This window comes from Leucobacter fengyongliangi, assembly GCF_050971685.1.
GTDB lineage: Bacteria > Actinomycetota > Actinomycetes > Actinomycetales > Microbacteriaceae > Leucobacter.
The window spans coordinates 47,332-63,409 of record NZ_JBPCEU010000003.1; the positions used below are offsets into that span (position 1 = coordinate 47,332).

Annotated in this window: 16 protein-coding genes; 4 read left to right on the forward strand and 12 right to left on the reverse strand. The window is 63.2% G+C overall.

The window, feature by feature from the left end; translation table 11 throughout:
- The 3 genes from ACR0R4_RS03145 to ACR0R4_RS03155 are packed head-to-tail and all read right to left on the reverse strand — an operon-like array spanning window position 1 to window position 3,403.
- A complete protein-coding gene (locus ACR0R4_RS03145; protein WP_433645885.1) occupies window positions 1-708 on the reverse strand; it encodes a substrate-binding periplasmic protein in 708 nt (235 codons plus the stop codon).
- Window positions 705-2,126 (reverse strand): glutamine synthetase family protein, encoded by a 1,422-nt coding sequence (locus ACR0R4_RS03150; RefSeq protein ID WP_433645886.1) that lies wholly within the window; start codon window positions 2,124-2,126, stop codon window positions 705-707. Before ACR0R4_RS03150 ends, ACR0R4_RS03145 begins: the two co-directional genes overlap by 4 nt.
- 56 nt (window positions 2,127-2,182) lie before the next feature.
- On the reverse strand, window positions 2,183-3,403 hold the full coding sequence (locus ACR0R4_RS03155) for a cytochrome P450 (RefSeq protein ID WP_433645887.1): 1,221 nt from the start codon (window positions 3,401-3,403) through the stop codon (window positions 2,183-2,185).
- 219 nt (window positions 3,404-3,622) lie between these two features.
- On the opposite strand from ACR0R4_RS03155, the gene ACR0R4_RS03160 reads away from it, so the two are divergent.
- Both ACR0R4_RS03160 and ACR0R4_RS03165 read left to right on the forward strand, forming a co-directional pair.
- Entirely contained in the window at window positions 3,623-4,897 is a 1,275-nt protein-coding gene (locus tag ACR0R4_RS03160) for an FAD-dependent oxidoreductase (RefSeq protein ID WP_433645888.1), read from the forward strand.
- 45 nt (window positions 4,898-4,942) lie between these two features.
- Window positions 4,943-5,401, forward strand: coding sequence for a flavodoxin domain-containing protein (locus ACR0R4_RS03165; RefSeq protein WP_433645889.1), 459 nt, complete (start codon window positions 4,943-4,945; stop codon window positions 5,399-5,401).
- 155 nt (window positions 5,402-5,556) lie between these two features.
- Here ACR0R4_RS03165 and ACR0R4_RS03170 read toward each other — a convergent pair whose 3' ends face one another.
- The 4 genes from ACR0R4_RS03170 to ACR0R4_RS03185 all read right to left on the reverse strand — a co-directional run bounded on the left by ACR0R4_RS03170 (window position 5,557) and on the right by ACR0R4_RS03185 (window position 9,899).
- A complete protein-coding gene (locus tag ACR0R4_RS03170; RefSeq protein ID WP_433645890.1) occupies window positions 5,557-6,342 on the reverse strand; it encodes a gamma-glutamyl-gamma-aminobutyrate hydrolase family protein in 786 nt (261 codons plus the stop codon).
- A gap of 72 nt (window positions 6,343-6,414) precedes the next feature.
- Window positions 6,415-7,911, reverse strand: coding sequence for an APC family permease (locus tag ACR0R4_RS03175; RefSeq protein WP_433645891.1), 1,497 nt, complete (start codon window positions 7,909-7,911; stop codon window positions 6,415-6,417).
- A 381-nt stretch (window positions 7,912-8,292) separates the two neighbouring features.
- On the reverse strand, window positions 8,293-8,775 hold the full coding sequence (locus ACR0R4_RS03180; RefSeq protein WP_433645892.1) for a MarR family winged helix-turn-helix transcriptional regulator: 483 nt from the start codon (window positions 8,773-8,775) through the stop codon (window positions 8,293-8,295).
- Complete coding sequence (locus ACR0R4_RS03185) at window positions 8,775-9,899, reverse strand: LLM class flavin-dependent oxidoreductase (RefSeq protein WP_433645893.1); 1,125 nt, start codon at window positions 9,897-9,899, stop codon at window positions 8,775-8,777. Before ACR0R4_RS03185 ends, ACR0R4_RS03180 begins: the two co-directional genes overlap by 1 nt.
- Window positions 9,900-10,122: 223 nt before the next feature.
- On the opposite strand from ACR0R4_RS03185, the gene ACR0R4_RS03190 reads away from it, so the two are divergent.
- Both ACR0R4_RS03190 and ACR0R4_RS03195 read left to right on the forward strand, forming a co-directional pair.
- A complete protein-coding gene (locus ACR0R4_RS03190) occupies window positions 10,123-11,643 on the forward strand; it encodes an aldehyde dehydrogenase (NADP(+)) (protein ID WP_433645894.1) in 1,521 nt (506 codons plus the stop codon).
- A 42-nt stretch (window positions 11,644-11,685) separates the two neighbouring features.
- A complete protein-coding gene (locus tag ACR0R4_RS03195; RefSeq protein WP_433645895.1) occupies window positions 11,686-12,060 on the forward strand; it encodes an META domain-containing protein in 375 nt (124 codons plus the stop codon).
- Between the two features lie 61 nt (window positions 12,061-12,121).
- Here ACR0R4_RS03195 and ACR0R4_RS03200 read toward each other — a convergent pair whose 3' ends face one another.
- From ACR0R4_RS03200 to ACR0R4_RS03220, 5 genes are all read right to left on the reverse strand, one after another.
- Window positions 12,122-12,475, reverse strand: coding sequence for a hypothetical protein (locus tag ACR0R4_RS03200; RefSeq protein ID WP_433645896.1), 354 nt, complete (start codon window positions 12,473-12,475; stop codon window positions 12,122-12,124).
- Window positions 12,476-12,494: 19 nt separating this feature from the next.
- Window positions 12,495-14,153 (reverse strand): bifunctional phosphoribosylaminoimidazolecarboxamide formyltransferase/IMP cyclohydrolase, encoded by a 1,659-nt coding sequence (purH, locus tag ACR0R4_RS03205; RefSeq protein ID WP_433645897.1) that lies wholly within the window; start codon window positions 14,151-14,153, stop codon window positions 12,495-12,497.
- Window positions 14,154-14,234: 81 nt separating this feature from the next.
- Entirely contained in the window at window positions 14,235-14,843 is a 609-nt protein-coding gene (purN, locus tag ACR0R4_RS03210; RefSeq protein ID WP_433645898.1) for a phosphoribosylglycinamide formyltransferase, read from the reverse strand.
- A 9-nt stretch (window positions 14,844-14,852) separates the two neighbouring features.
- Window positions 14,853-15,389, reverse strand: coding sequence for a nucleoside/nucleotide kinase family protein (locus ACR0R4_RS03215; RefSeq protein WP_433645899.1), 537 nt, complete (start codon window positions 15,387-15,389; stop codon window positions 14,853-14,855).
- Window positions 15,386-16,078: an ABC transporter ATP-binding protein gene (locus ACR0R4_RS03220; RefSeq protein ID WP_433645900.1), complete on the reverse strand. Its 693-nt coding sequence runs from the start codon at window positions 16,076-16,078 to the stop codon at window positions 15,386-15,388. Before ACR0R4_RS03220 ends, ACR0R4_RS03215 begins: the two co-directional genes overlap by 4 nt.

Here is a 16,078-nt window from a genome sequence, read left to right on the forward strand (position 1 = left end):
TTAGAACTCCCCCTGCAGTGGGAACGGAAGCAGTGGCATCCACTTCTTCCACACCTGCTCGAGTGAGCCATCGGCGAGCACCGCCTCGAGCGCCGCGTTGATTTCGAGCCGCAGCGCGTCGTTGCCTGGTGCGACACCGATTCCCCAGCGGTTGCGGGTCTCAACGTTGAAGGCGACCACAAAATCGGGGTCCTCCTCCGCGAGCGGAATCATCACCACGTCGTCGTCAACAAATCCGTCGACCGCGCCAGAGCGGGTCGCCTCGATCATGTCGCTGAAGACGTCATCGCTCGCACCGAAACTCACCAGTTCCACTCCGGGGAATGTCTCGGCCAGCTTCATGTTCGTCGAGTTCGCGATGGCCCCGATCTTGTAGCCAGCGAGCTGCTCGGGTGTGCGAGCCGGGTCATCAGCGCGCACGATGAGGGTCTCGTTGAAGACCGCATACGGGTGCGTGAAATCGACCTGTGCCGCGCGTTCCGCGGTCATGCCCTGACCACACCACACGGCATCGGCATCGCCGCGGCGCACCGCAGGGATCATGTCTTCCCAGGGCACCATGATCCACTCGATCTTCGCACCGATACGGTCGAAGACCAGCTTCGCCGCCTCGGGTTCGTACCCGTCGCGGGTGACCCCGTCGGGGCTCTTCGCGAAGAGTGGCAGGGCCTCTGAATCGATGCAGGCCAAACGAATGGTGCGGGTCACGGAATTGCCTCCCAGTACTGATCGAACTCCCACTGCGAGATCTGGCCGCAGTAGCGCGCCCATTCGTCTCGCTTGAGCTTGAGGTAGATGTCGGTGAGTTCCTTGGGCATCGCGCCCATGAGGTACTCATCGGCCTCGAATGACTCGATGGCCATGCCGAGTGTATTCGGCACCACGAGGTCGCTGATTACCGAACTCGGCGCGTCGGGATCACCCGGATCAAGCTGCGCTTCCAAGCCGTGCTCGATCGCGGCGAGCAGGTACAGGTGCGACAGGTAGGGGTTGACGCTCGCGTCGGGCAGGCGGTACTCCATGCGACCGTTCGCGGAGATGCGGATCGCAACGCCACGGGTGTCGAGGCCCCAGTCCGCTCCTGAGGGCGCGAACTGACCGGCGTCCCAGAAGCGCTTGTACGAGTTCACGGTCGAACCCATGATGAGCATCGAGCCGGGGGTGTGCAAGAGCATGCCGCCGATCGCGTGACGCGCAGTCTCGGTGACGTGCAATTCAACCCGACCGTCTTCAATGACGTTCTCATCGCCGCGCCACAGGCTGAGGTTGTGGTGGCAACCGTTGCCCATCTTGCCGTTGGAGGGCTTCGGCATGAAGCTGGTCTGCAGCCCCAGCTCGCGGGCAACCTGCTTGCAGACCTGACGGTAGACCGTCATGCGTTGCGCGGTGTGCTCGGCGCGGTCATACTCCCAGTTCAGCTCAAGCTGGCCATCATCCTCGTAGTCACCCTGGATCATGTTGAAACCCAGCGCCTTGGAGTAGCTGTAGACCTTCTTGTAGACGGGGCGCATGCGCTCCAGGTTCTCCACCTGGTAGGCCGGGCTCTGGTCATCCTTGGTGTTGACCTCCATACCGGGGCCTGCCCACGACATTTCGGGCTCGAGGCCGCTACGCAGTTCCAACCCGGTGCGCTCGGTGAATCCGGCGTGTGCTGCGCGGAAGAGTGCACGTGTGTCGAGCGGAATCAGGCGGCCGCCGCCGGCGCCCAAGTGCGGCGGATCGTAGGCGGTGCAGAAGATCCGGCCCACCTCGTTGTCCCAGGGCAGCACTTGAAACGTCTCGGGCTCGGGAAGGCCCCAGAACTCGTGCGCATCGACGCCGCCGCCGATGAGCTCGCCCTCGCGGCTGGTCTGCAGGTCAGTGAGCGCGGTGCGGTGGAAGGCGATGCCCTTCTTCAGCATGCGATCGTAGTGCTCGGCGGGCACCACCTTGGCGACCGTGCGGCCGCCCACGGTTGGCAGCATGTAGTAGATGTACTTGACGCCGGATTCCTCGATCGCCTTGCGCAGTGACTCGACTACCTCGGGGCGAAGGTTGGCCTCCTGGTGGCGCGAGAAGGCGGTATCGTCTTCCAGCAGCTCACGCAGGGCCGCGCCGAAGCGCCCTCCTGTGCTCAGATCGGTCATGATTTCCTCTCGTTGACGGCTGTGTCGTTCGTGAATTGACAGTGGATCGGCGTGAACTAGCGCACGCTGAAGGTGATGGGCAGTCGCACCGGCCCGTGGTTGCCTGAGTCGGGCAACCACTCGTCACCGCCGGGGCACGTGATGTCGCCGAAGGCCTGTGCAAGCAGCGGCAGTGCCACGCTCATGTCGGCACGGGCAATGTAGTGACCGAGGCAATGGTGTACCCCGCCACCGAAGGTGTGGTGCGGCTTGCGATCCTCAGACTGAATATCGATGTCCGGGTCGGGGTACGCCTCGGGGTCGGTGCCACTCGACATCGTGAATAGGTGCACCGTGGTTCCCTTTTCGATCGCGAGACCCTGAAACTCGAAGTCTTCGTTCGCCTCGCGCGTCACCCATCGGGTCGTCGGGTTCACGCGCAGCGCCTCCTCAAGCGCGGGCTTCGCAAGCTCCTCGGGGTTCTGTGCCAACAGATCCCACTGATCGGGGTTACGCATAAAGGTCTGCAGAATGAGTCCGATCTGGTTTCGCGTGGTGTCCATGCCGCCGAACAGCATCAGCACGAGAGCGTTACGCAACTCCGCGTCGGTGAGCTTGTCGCCGGCCTCAGAGAACTGCACGAGGCGCGAGACCACGTCCTGGCCAGGTTCCGCCTTGCGCTCGGCGATGAGCTTGTCGACGAAGTCATACAGTTCCGTCACCGCAACGTCGATCCGCTCGATGTCTTCTTTGATGGAGACGCTCAGTGCATAGCCCACCGTGTTGGCACGATCGGCGATGAATGGCCAGTGATCGTGCGAGAGCCCCATCATGGTGCACAGCGCGCGGGTGGCGAACGGCTCGGAGAAATCGGCAACAAACTCGACCTGCTCGCCTCGTGCGTGCTTCGCTTTCATGCCCGCGATGAGATCGTTTGCGATCTCGGCGAACTCCGGCTCAAGCTTGCGCGCGGCCGTCGGCGAAAAGGCGGGGTTCAGAAGCCGCCTGATGCGGTGATGCTCTTCACCTTCGAGCACGAGAAGGTTCTTCGACCACCACTCGTAAAACACGCCGGAGTGCACACCATTGTGCTCGGGCCACTTGGCGCTGCCCTGGTTAAGACTCGGGTGCTTGAGTAGCTCGGTGACCTCTTTGTAACGCAGGATGCCGTACCCGTAGTTGGTTCTTGCGTACCAATTGCGTTCGCGCGCATCGCGAACTTCTTCGGAGCTCATTGCAAAACTAGGTGAGGCAATATCGAGGTAGGGAACCTCGACCGGCGCGGTCTCTGCGGACATCCGTACTCCTTTGTCGAATCCTACGCGCGCTCACGGATGCGAGTGGCGCTTGGGAAATAAGCTATACATGAATGATTTATTTCACAAGTCGACAAGCTGTGAATTTTTGACAATGAAACATTAGGGAAATAAAACATTCACGAGGTGAAGTTTTATGCGTAGAATATGCTGAATAGGCACCTCGTTCCCGGAGGCTACCCATCACGCAAAGGAGCTGGCATGACCGACCCAACTCGGCCACAGATTGCCATTGTGGGGAGCGGCCCGTCGGGCTGCTACCTTGCCCAGGCGTTGCTGCGTGCGCAGCCCGACTGCCAGATCACCATCATCGATCGCTTGGCCTCTCCGTTCGGGTTGATCCGCTATGGCGTCGCCGCAGACCACCAACACACGAAGGCCATCACGCGACAGTTTGAACGCCTCTTCCAGGCACCGGGTGTGCGGTTCGCGGGAAATCTCGAGGTGGGCACAGACTTCAGTTTGGGTGACTTGCGCGACTGCTTTGACGCGGTGGTGCTGGCAACCGGCCTTGCTGCTGACCGCGAGCTGGCACTGCCCGGCGGCGATCTCACGGGCGTGGTCGGAGCAGGAACCATTACGCGCGTGCTCAATAGCCATCCCGGCGGGGGCGACGAGCTTCCCCAGTTGGGGAGTGATGTCGTGATCATTGGTGCCGGCAACGTTGCCCTCGACATCCTTCGTTTCCTTGTCAAAGACCGGGCCGGGTACTCGGCGAGCGACATCGCCGATGCCAATTTGGAGCGGTATCTCTCGCATCCCGCGGAACGCGTCACTCTGGTAAGCCGTTCGGGAGCCGCGGATTCAAAGGGCGACCCACAGATGCTGAAGGAACTCGCCGCGTTGGAGCGGGCCGTGTATCGCTGCCCCGACGATCTCACGGGGTCAGGATCCGTTCTGGATCGCACCCAGACGGCTCGGCTCGCCGCGATCACCGAAATGGTCTCGGCGGATCGGCCGAATCACCCCGGCCCGGAGGTGAACCTTCGATTCTCACTCGCCCCCGTGCGCATCCTCGGCGACGATCACGTCACCGGCATTGAGCTCACCGACGGGTCGAACCTCGTGACGATCCCCGCAACCAGCGTCATCACCGCAATCGGCTTTACAGCAGCCGGATCGGGCGAATTGGAACCGTTGATCGCCCAGGGAGCGGAGACCGGCAGAATCGAACCGGGGCTCTACCGCACCGGCTGGGCCAAGCGGGGGCCTCAGGGCGCGATCCCTGAGAACCGTGCGTGCGCGAAGTCGGTCAGCGATGAAATCACCGCCGACCTGCAAGCGGGCGAGCTCTCGGTTTCGGAAGATAAACTTGGTTTTGGTGGCCTACCGGTGGCCGCGCAAGCGAAGTCCGTCGATTACTCGCAATGGCTCGTGCTCGATACCCACGAACGAGAGTCAGCGGCTCCCGATCGTGTCAGACGCAAGATCTCAGATCACGACCGCATGGTTGCGGTCGCTCGCGGTGAGGGCTAGCCCCTTGCTGCACACCCGATACCCACGACCGAGAGGACACCAGCTGTGAAGTTCACAGTGCTATACGGCACCGAATCAGGAAATTCAGAATTGATCGCGGAAGATCTGGGCGCAAAACTGCGCGAGACGACCGACGAGGTCGTTGTGGCCGACCTGCAAGATTTCGATCCACAGTCGATCACGCCTGATTCGTTCTATGTCGTGGTGTGCTCCACCCATGGTGAGGGCGACCTCCCGAACACCGCGATCCCCTTCGCCGAGGCGTTCGACGCGGCCCTGCCCGACCTCACCGGCGTGCGTTATGCCATGTTCGGCCTCGGTGACACCTTCTACGAAGAGACCTACAGCCAGGGCAGCGAGCACATTGATCGCCGGTTCACCGCGCAGGGTGCCGTTCGCGTGGGCGACTACGGCCGGCACGATGCGTCCTCGTGGGATCTCCCGAGCGATGTGGCACTCGAGTGGCTTCCGGGTGTGCTCGATGCTGCGGGAGTCCCCGCCTAGTTCTGCCCCACCTTCGACCGGCAGTTTCTCCACAAACCGGCAGTTTGCAGCGCAAACCTCCGGGGCAAGGTCAAACTGCCGGTCGAAGATTGCCTCCGTGTGAGAATCCGTAGCAACGAACTGTCACACGCATGTACGCGGCGTTTGCTCCTGGCTCAATCCCGCTGCTGGCGTGCTCGCTCAACCAAGGCACCGAAGACACGCGCGCGATCGCTCGCGTCGGCATCAGGCTCTTCCGGATGCCACTGAATTCCAAGCACCCAGCTCGCCGTGCGATGCTCGGTCCCTTCAACCACTCCATCGTGAGCGCGAGCCGTAACCCGAAGCTCCGGCCCTACCTCTGCCACTGCCTGATGGTGCCCAGAACGCACCGTCACCTCGGTGCGTTCGTGAATCCTGGCGATCTCGCTACCCGATTCCAGCACGACTTCCTCGTCGAGAAACATGGGAGAACCCGGCCCGCCACGGTGTAGTCCGTAGTTTTCAATGTCGGGGATCAACGTGCCTCCACAGGCAACATTGAGCAACTGAGATCCACGACAGATCGCAAGCGTGGGAAGATCTCGTGCTATTGATTCCCTCAGTAGATCGATGCAATAGTCATCTGCCCTGCGGTCCACCCCATAGGAGTTGGCTGGCGGAACGTCAACTCCATAGAGTGCTCCGTCAACATCGCCACCCCCGAGGAACAGGATGGCATCGGCACCCGCAAACACCTCGTCTGCGGAGTGAAATGTGGCGGCTGAGGAATCAACCAGCCGTGGGCGACCACCGGCCTCCCGCACGGCTTCGAACGCGATCCGCGTGAAGTCAGACATGAGTTGGTGGGACACCTCCCCCATGTTCGGAAAGGTCAGGGAGACAACAACCGGGATGAGTGGCCCGGAAGCTTCCTCGGCACCGTGCACAAACGCGGTGGGATCAACGGCGAGATCTGGCATGGGCTTCCTTTCCTAGACATACGGACGGGCGGCCGTCTCCGAAGAGTCGGCCGCCCGCGCGAACGTGCGTGATTAGACCATGGTCTTGATGGGACCGCTTGCGTCAGCTGCCGGAGCGTTACCGCGAAGGTATGCCTTCGAGACCAGCATGTAGATCCAACCAATGGCGATGACACCAACGGTGGTCATGATCAGCAGGTAGTCCTCGACCCAGGTGCCGCCCGTGGGACGTGGCCAGATGATGTTGATCACTGCAACGGCCCCCCAGATCAGCGCCAGGATGTTCACCGGGTAAGCCCAGGCACCGAGCGTGAACTTACCAGCCGGCTTCCAGCCCTTGATGCGCGCACGCAGTGCGGCGAGCACCACCATGCCGAAGCCGACATAGATTCCCACGGTGCCGAAGCCGACGAGGGCAAACAGTGCCTGCACGAGGAACAGGGACAGAATCACTATCAGGCCCGGAACAATTGCCGCGACGAGCAGTGCGTTGTTCGGCACGTGGCGCTTCTCGTTGAACTTCGCGAGCTTCTCGGAGCCTGGCAGGAATCCGTCTCGAGCCATCGAATAGATCAGACGGCTGGCGGCTGCCTGCAGGCTGGTGATGCACGAGATGAACGCGATGACGATGATCAGCATCACGATCGGGAAGATCGGGCCGAAGTTCGCCATCAGCAACTCGCCGATTGGGTCGGTGACCGTTCCATCGGCAACCGCTTGGAAGTCGGGAACCGCAAGTACGAGCGAGAAAGCAAGGAGGTTCGCCGCGAAGCCACCGATGTAGAGGGTCATGCGCATCGCCTTCGGCACCTGCCGACTCGGATCCTTGATTTCCTCAGCGACGTCGCCGTTTGCCTCGAAGCCGTAGTAGGCGAACATACCGATCAGAGCCGCCGCCGCGAATGCCCCGAGGTAGCCACCAGGCGCATCGTTACCGATGCCCTGATTGTCGAAGAAGATCGACCACTCGTGCTGACGACCGAAGAAGATCAGGTAGACCCCAATCACTACCGCACCGATGAGCTCGGCGATGAGGCCGACCATGGCCGCGACGCTGAGCACCTTCGTGCCGGAGAAGTTCAGGATCGTCGCGATGACCAGGGTGCCCAGCGCGATGAGTACGGTGCCCACCGAATCTAATGTGGCGCCAAAGAGCGAGCCGACGAAGGGCGCGGCGCCGTATGCGACCGCGGCGATCGTGCCGACGAGCGCGACCACGTAGATCCACCCGTTCATCCAGGCGTACTTACGGCCCCACAGACGACGCGACCAGGGATATACCCCGCCAGCAACCGGGTAGTTGGAAACGACCTCGCCAAAAATCAGACCCACGAGGAACTGGCCGACCAGCGCGATCACGAGCGCCCAGGCCATCGGGGGGCCTGCGGTACCCAGCGAGATCGCGAACATCGAGTACACGCCTGCGATCGGCGAGAGGTAGGTAAAGCCGAGCGAGACGTTGCCGAAGAAGCTCATCTCGCGTTTAAAGGTGGTGTCGTAGTCGTACCCGAGTGATGCCAGGTGTGCGGCATCCTCATCGTGGTCGACTGCGGGCGTTGTTTCTGCCATGGTTGCTCCGTACTCCCTCGTACATTCGCCAGAGACACATTCGTCCACCGGATGTGAGCGAATACATACAACCTACATCTAGATGTTTTCTTGATCAAGCCAAGTAATGTCTCGACCGAAGGTCACTTCCGGATTATGCCGCGTATTCATGCACGGATAAATGAATTATTTCAATTTGGTTTCACGGAGTGTCAGTGCGGGCGTGGTTGGCCACCAACCAGACAAACTCCGTGTTCTCGGCACTGTGTTCGGCCGAGTCCCGCGATGCAGTCGCCACATCGCTGGTCGCTGACGAACGTGTCGTGGGCTCATGCCCGCGCAGAGATCACCACCCACCCGATTCCGCAAGAGGTCGAACCATGTTTCGGGCGGTTCTCTCGCTCATGATCTGACGTCACTGTCTCCGGTGTCCGGTCCAACGGGCGGCGCAAGCCGCTCCGCCAGTTCCTTCAAGGTACGCAACTCAGACTCGCTGAGTCGACCGCGCATCGTCTGGGCGATGTCGGCCGCGTGGCCCGACCCGATCTGCCGTTGCAGCGCCCGGCCAGCGTCGCTGAGCTTCAGGATCGCACCACGCCCGTCCCTCGGGTCGGGGCATCGGTCGATCAGCCCCTCATTCACGAGCCGCTCGATCATTCGACTGAGCGACGGTTGCGAGATGAACAGGCGATCGGTGAGGTCGCGCTGGCGCATGCCGTCTCCGCCAGTTCGACCCAGTTGGTAAAGAATGTCGTACTCCCGGGTCGTCCGCCCGTGCCAGACGGGCGCATCCGAGAACTTGCGAAATAGCGTCGATTGTGCGCGAAAAAGTGCCTCCCAAGCCTCGACTGCTGCCGCGGACTGCCCACTCGAATCCGCATTCATCAGGCGGCCCGTGCTTCCAGAGACGGGACCCGCAGCTCCTCTGGCTGCCCCGCCCTGCTCACTGCCAGCCGAGACCTGTGCGTGGGGGTCTCTGGCACATCTGCCGGCCGGTTCTTCGCAAACTCTGCCCGCAGCACGGGTAGCACGAGCTCTCCGAACATGTCGAGCTGTTCCAGCACGGTCTTCAGCGGCAAGCCCGCGTGATCGATGAGGAAGAGTTGGCGCTGGTAGTCGCCCGCCCACTCGCGGAATGACAGCGTACGATCGATAACCTCCTGCGGGCTCCCCACGATGAGCGGGGTTTGCTCCATGAAGTCTTCCATCCGCGGGCCGTGCCCGTAGACGGGGGCGTTGTCGAAGTACGGCCGGAACTGCTTGACCGCGTCCTGCGAATTCTTCGCCATGAAGAATTGTCCGCCGAGGCCAACGATCGCCTGGTGCGCCTTGCCGTGCCCGTAGTGCTCGTAGCGCTCACGGTAGATCGCAATCAGACGCTGGTAGTGCTCCTTGGGCCAGAAGATGTTGTTCGCGAAAAATCCATCTCCGTAGAAGGCCGCCTGGTGCGCAATTTCGGGGCTGCGGATCGACCCGTGCCACACAAACGGCGGCAAGCCATCGAGGGGTCTCGGCGTAGATGTGAATCCGTGCAGCGGGGTGCGGAATTGACCCTCCCAATCGACCACGTCCTCATCCCAGAGACGACGCAGCAGGGCGTAGTTTTCGATCGCCAACGGAATCCCCTGGCGGATGTCCTTACCAAACCACGGATAGACGGGGCCGGTGTTCCCGCGCCCCATGACGAGGTCAACTCGGCCATCGGCCAGGTGCTGCAGGGTTGCATAGTCTTCGGCAATCTTCACGGGGTCGTTTGTCGTGATGAGGGTCGTCGCGGTCGAGAGCGTGATCCGCTCGGTCACCGCGGCGATGTAGGCGAGAGAGGTGGTCGGTGATGACGGGAAAAATGGCGGGTTGTGATGCTCTCCGGTCGCAAAGACATCCATGCCGATTTCTTCAACCTTTTTCGCGATTGCGACGTGCGCCTTGATGCGCTCGTGTTCGGTCGGCATGATTCCGGTGGTGGGATCGAGCGTGAGATCGCCGACCGAGAAGACTCCGAATTCCATGATGCTCCCTGAGTGGTTGACCGTGTGCGTCGTGCCGACGCAGTGTGGGTGATGCCTCAACTATATTCGATTGAATCTATTTACGCAAACTTTCAAGTAAATGAGATCGAGGATTCTCAGGATCTGCCCTGTCACATCCCCGTTCGAAGTGGTGGAAGAATGGTCGAGTCGTTCGTGGCCACAAGAAGCCACTTCACTTCCCCCTCCGCAAAGGAATCAGCTCATGGTCGAGTCCACCCTGTCCCCCGAACTCGAGGCAGTCGTCGCCGGGGCCGCTGCGGCAGCGCCCGCGTTCGCCGCCACCGCACCGGAGGCTCGCGCCCGCGCAATTGTCGCCGTCGCCGACGCGCTTGAGGAAGCGAGCCCTCAGCTCGTTGAGATCGCGATGCGGGAGACCGGGCTCACCGAAGCGCGGCTCACCGGTGAGGTGAAGCGCACCGCCGTGCAACTGCGGTTGTTTGCCGAGGCTCTCACCGCGGGCGACTACCTCGATGCACGCATCGACCACGCCGACCCCGCCTTTGTGCTGGGCCCGCGCCCCGACATCCGTCGAGTGCTCTTGCCGCTCGGTCCCGTCATCAATTTCTCGGCCTCGAACTTCCCGTTCGCATTCTCGGTACTCGGCGGTGATTCCGCAGCGATTCTCGCCGCCGGCTGCCCGCTCATCGTGAAGGCGCATTCCGGCCACCCCGAGCTCTCGGATGCAACCGCCGAAGTTGCTCGCGAGGCCCTCGCGAAGTCGGATATGCCCGAGGGAGTCTTTCACCTGATCCACGGCCAGCAGGCTGGCGTTGAGGTACTCAAGGATCCGCGCATCAAGGCTGGTTCATTCACTGGTTCCATCGCCGTGGGTCGCTTGCTCGCCGATATTGCGGCTTCCCGTCCCGCCCCGATCCCGTTCTATGGCGAGCTCGGAAGCGTCAACCCGGTCTTCATTACCGCTGGAGCCATTGATGAGCGCGTCGACGAAATCGCGGCCGGATACCTCACGAGTGTCTCCGGCTCGGCGGGTCAGCTCTGCACGAAGCCCGGCTTCGTGTTCATTCCCGAAGGATCACCGCTCGACGAGGCGATCCGGGCCGCGGGCCGCGAGCTCCCCGAGCACCGGCTGCTCGGCCCTCGCATCGCTCAGTCGTTTGCCGAACGCCGCGACGCGATCCTCGCGTCCCCCGGCGTACGTCCGGTGCTTGCGGGCGGGATCCGCTTTGACGAGGAGCAGCAGGGGTGGGCGACGCCCACCATCGTGGCGGTCTCCCTCGAAGATTTCCGGACGAGCACTCACGCCCTGGTCGAAGAGGCCTTCGGCCCCCTGTCGATCCTGGTCGAGGTACCCGCCGGAACCGATCTGGCCGCACTCATGCCCGAGTTCTACGAGGGCAACCTGACGGGCACGGTGCACCTGAGCAGCGCCGAGGGCGCAGGTGACACCGAGAACGCATCGGAGCTGCAGGCGCTGGTCGCCGCCCTCACTCAGCAGGTGGGTCGGGTGCTCTTCAACGGGTGGTCAACCGGTGTCGCCGTCACCCCCGCACAGCAGCACGGGGGCCCGTGGCCCGCGACCACCAACGACTCCAGCACCTCGGTGGGAACCGCGGCCATCACGCGGTTCTTGCGCCCTGTCGCGTACCAGAACGCCCCGGCCGCCTTCCTCCCAGCGGCGCTGCGCGATGATAATCCACTCGGCGTCTCCCAGGCGATTTCACCCGCGGGTGAATCTCAGGGTTGGGGTGCCCGCTGGCGCTAAAACGGCACCCGTTGTTCACCTGCGAGAAGGTAGTCTGTGGACATGAATCACACGCTCAGGTCACTGCTGACCGCCGCCGCTTTCGCAGCCGCAGCTCTCACCCTCGTCGGCTGCGCCTCAGGCGACACCTCGAAGGCGCAGGGCACCTGGGGTACCGCCAATGTGACCGGGGAGCCGTGGCTCGTTCTTGAAGCAGACGGAAGCTTCAATGGCTCCGACGGCTGCAACGGCATCTTCGGCGCGTACACGATGTCGGGCGACACGGTCACACTCGGTGACATGGGCTCCACCCTGATGTTCTGCGAGGGCGTCGACACCTGGTTGTCTGACGCCGCCACGGCGCGCATCGACGACAACACGATGACGGTGATGAACGCTGATTCGCAAGAGATCGGAACGCTCGAGCGCACCAAGTAGCCGCGCACAGCACAGAGGGGGTGGATCACGTTGTGTGATCCACCCCCTCTGTGCTGTGCGACTAGTGCCAGAGCACTGCGAGTGCCACGTTGACGACGCTGAGGCCAGCAACAGCGCCCAGCACGCCCGCAGAAACGCTCTCCTTCTTGCGGTTGATCAGCACGATGACGACCATCGCGATGAGCACCGCGAGCTTGACCGTGATCTTGAAGTTGTTCACCGGCTCGTCAAGCATGTACTTCATTGCGACGAGCAGCAGGCCCGTGACGAACATGGTGCTGAGGCCGTGGATCACCCCGTTCGTGATGATCGCACGACCACGCTTCACTGCAGGCATCTGAGCCATCACGCTGCCGAACACGGCAGCGAAGCCGACGATGTGTAGAACGACCAGTATTCCCTTAACAATTTCCATGAGGTTAATGCTATCCGGCTTAGTGGAAGAAGTGCCGCTCGCCCGTAAAGTACATGGTCACTCCAGCCGCCACAGCCGCTTCGATCACTTCGGCATCTCGCACCGATCCGCCCGGCTGCACCACCGCGCGCACGCCAGCGTCGAGCAGCACCTGCAGGCCATCCGCGAAGGGGAAGAAAGCATCTGAGGCGGCGACCGCTCCCTTCGCGCGCTCACCCGCACGACTCACCGCGAGGCGGCACGAGTCAACTCGGTTGACCTGGCCCATGCCGACGCCCACCGAGGCACCGTTCGCGGTCAAGATGATGCCGTTTGACTTCACCGCACGACACGCGCGCCACGCGAACTCAAGCTCGGCGAGTGTCTGGGCATCAGCAGCTTCTCCGGCGGCCAGCTGCCACTCGCTCGCCGCGGCAAAGGCGCGGTCTGCGTCTTGCAGCAGGAAGCCACCGGAAACCTGACGTAGCTCAACCGGGTTCGGAGCGAAGTCCGCGGGCAGCACCAGCAGTCGCACGTTTTTCTTCTGGGTCAGGATCGCAAGGGCTTCGGGCTCGAATCCGGGCGCGACCACCACCTCGGTGAAGATTTCGGCGACGGTTTCTGCCATCTTCGCCGTCACGATGCGGTTCGCCGCAATGACTCCCCCGAATGCTGAGACCGGATCGCAGGCGTGAGCGAGATCGTGAGCCGCAGCGATCGGGTCGGAAGTACCCTCGGGCGCGACCGCGATACCGCAGGGATTCGCGTGCTTGATGATCGCGACCGCCGGCCGCTCATGATCGAAGGCTGCGCGCAACGCGGCATCGGCATCGACAAAGTTGTTGTACGACATTTCCTTGCCGTGCAGCTGTGTCGCCTGCGCGATTCCCGCGCCTTCGGTCTCGCTGAAGAGCGCCGCACGCTGATGGCTGTTTTCTCCGTATCGCAGCACCTGCTCGCGCAGGCCAAACATTTCGTAGCCGACGTAGCCATCGCTCTCGGCGAAGATACTGTCGACCGAAGCATCGGCCTCGGCATCGACATCGACGACGACTTCGCCCCAGCCGCCATCTTCTTGATCGAGGAACCAATTCGCGACCGCCGCGTCATACTGCGCGGTGTGCACAAACGCCTCGGTGGCGAGCGAGCGGCGCAGGGCAAGCGTTGTGCCTCCCGCACGGATGGCGGCAATCACCTCGTCATATCGCGCGGGCGAGACAACGATCGCCGCGTTGGGATGATTCTTGGCGGTCGCGCGCACCATCGCGGGGCCCCCGATGTCGACGTTCTCGATCACGTCAGCGGCAGGCTTGCCCGCGGCGACCGTCTGCTCGAAGGGATACAGATTCACCACGACGAGCTCGAACGCCGCGAACCCGAGCTGTTCGAGCTGCGCGCGGTGATCCGCCAGGCGCAGGTCAGCGAGCAGGCCCGCGTGGACGGCCGGATGGAGCGTCTTGACGCGACCGTCAAGCGCCTCGGCGAAGCCAGTCACCTCGGCGACATCGGTGACTGGATACCCAGCCTCGCGAATCGTCAGTGCCGTCGAACCGGTCGACACGATCTCGACCCCCGATTCGGCGAGCGCCGAGGCAAGTTCGAGCAGGCCCGACTTGTCGCTGACAGAAATCAGTGCCCGGCGCACCGGCACGGTGTCGCGGTGCTCGTACAGGCTGGGGTCGTGGCTCTGAACTGCCATGAAAGGGCTCCTTCGTGACGCGGCAGCTGCCGCTTCTCGGGTGATCGACTGTCGGATGGGTGAATCGGGAGTGAATCGGCGTCAGCCGAGCTCGCCGGGAAGCACGAGGATGCCCTCGGCGATCTCGCGCACGGTCTCAACGAGGAGCGGCCGTTCGATCTGTTTGATGCGCTCGTGCAGGTCCGCCTCGGTCTCGCCGGGGAGGATGGCCACTCGAGCCTGTCTGAGCACTGGGCCGGTATCAACGCCCTCGTCAATGACGTGCACCGTGACCCCCGTCTCCGTTTCCCCCGCGGCGAGCGCGTCACGCACGGCGTGAGCGCCGGGAAACAGCGGGAGGAGGGCGGGGTGGGTGTTGATGAGGCGGGGCGAGAACAGCCGTACGAAGCCAGCGGGAAGAACGCGCATGAGACCAGCGCTGACCACGAGGCCCGGATCTGGGCCCGTGCCCACGCCGTGCTCTTGCAGGGCCGCCGCGAGCACCTGGCCCCATTCCTCGCGCGAGCCGTAATCGCTCGGTCGAACAACGAAGGTGGGCACTCCCGCGGCCTGCGCGTAGGCGAGACCGGTCGCCTGCGTGTCGCTACCGACCGCGACGATGCGAGCGGGAAACCCCGGCTCCGCCGCCGCGTCAAGCAGCGCTTTGAGATTACTGCCCCCACCGGAGATGAGGACCGCGATTTTCAGCACCACACCAGTCTACCGGCAGTGAATCACCTCGGCTGCGAGCGCGAGCGGACGCTCGACCGCAAGGTGTGCCTCCTCCTGCGAGGCCCAGGCCTCCCAGTGCGGCCGAAACATATCACCGTCTCGTGAGAGTGCGCGCGCCTGACGAACATCCGTGGGACACTCTAGCCAGATGCTGTGCACGGGCGAACCCGCTGCCCATGCACGAGCTGCGTGCAGGTTTCGCGCGGTCACCGCACCACACCCTTCGACGATGAGCGGGCCGTGCCGGCAGAGCGACATCTGCTCGGCGGATTGCATCGAGTCCCAGTCGAAGCGGCTATAGGTTCCCGTCTGCAGGGCCGTCGCCACGGCTCTCGACCCCGCAGAAAGTCCGTCCCAACCCGGGTAGAGATCATCAAGGTGCAGGATGGTGCCCTGCGACAACGCGCACAGCGATTCTGCGAGCACCGTCTTTCCCGAGCCGGAGCGCCCGTCGAGCAGAATCACGGCCGGAACGAGGGCTCCTCCTTGGGCGAGAACGCGCCGCGCGGTCGACTCAGGCCTCACGAATCAACGAGTTTTCCCGCGCGCATCCGCAGCGTGCGGTCGGCGATTGCGGCGGCTTCCGACTCATCGTGGGTGACGAGAATCGCTGTGGTCGAGGTGGCACGCAGCACGCGCGCAAGGTCTTCCCCCAGCCGATCCCGAAGCCCACGATCAAGCGCCGAGAGCGGCTCGTCGAGCATGAGCAGCCGCGGCCTGGGCGCGAGTGAGCGTGCGAGTGCAACCCGTTGCTGTTCCCCACCCGAGAGCTCCGTCACCGGCCGCTCGCCAGATGACGGGAGCCCGACCAGTTCGAGGAGCTCGGCCACCCGAGCGGCGCGATCCGCACGGGGCACGCGCTGCGCACTGAGGCCGTACGCGACGTTCTTCGCCACCGAGAGATGCGCGAAGAGTTGTGCATCCTGGAACATGAGCCCGAACCCTCGCTGATGCGGCGGCACGCGTGCCAGGTCGTCGCCCGACCACTGCACCGAGCCTCCGCTCAGCGGCTGTAGCCCAGCGATGGCCCGTAGCAGCGTCGATTTGCCGCACCCACTCGGGCCGAGAAGCGCCACGACCTCCCCACGATCCACTGAGAATGTGACACCTGAGACCGCGGCGGGTCCACCAGATTCACCTCGGGACGATGCCATGTGGCGCACCGTTACCTCGCGGACATCAAGCCCCGCTTCGGTCGCCGTTCGTTCTGTCAT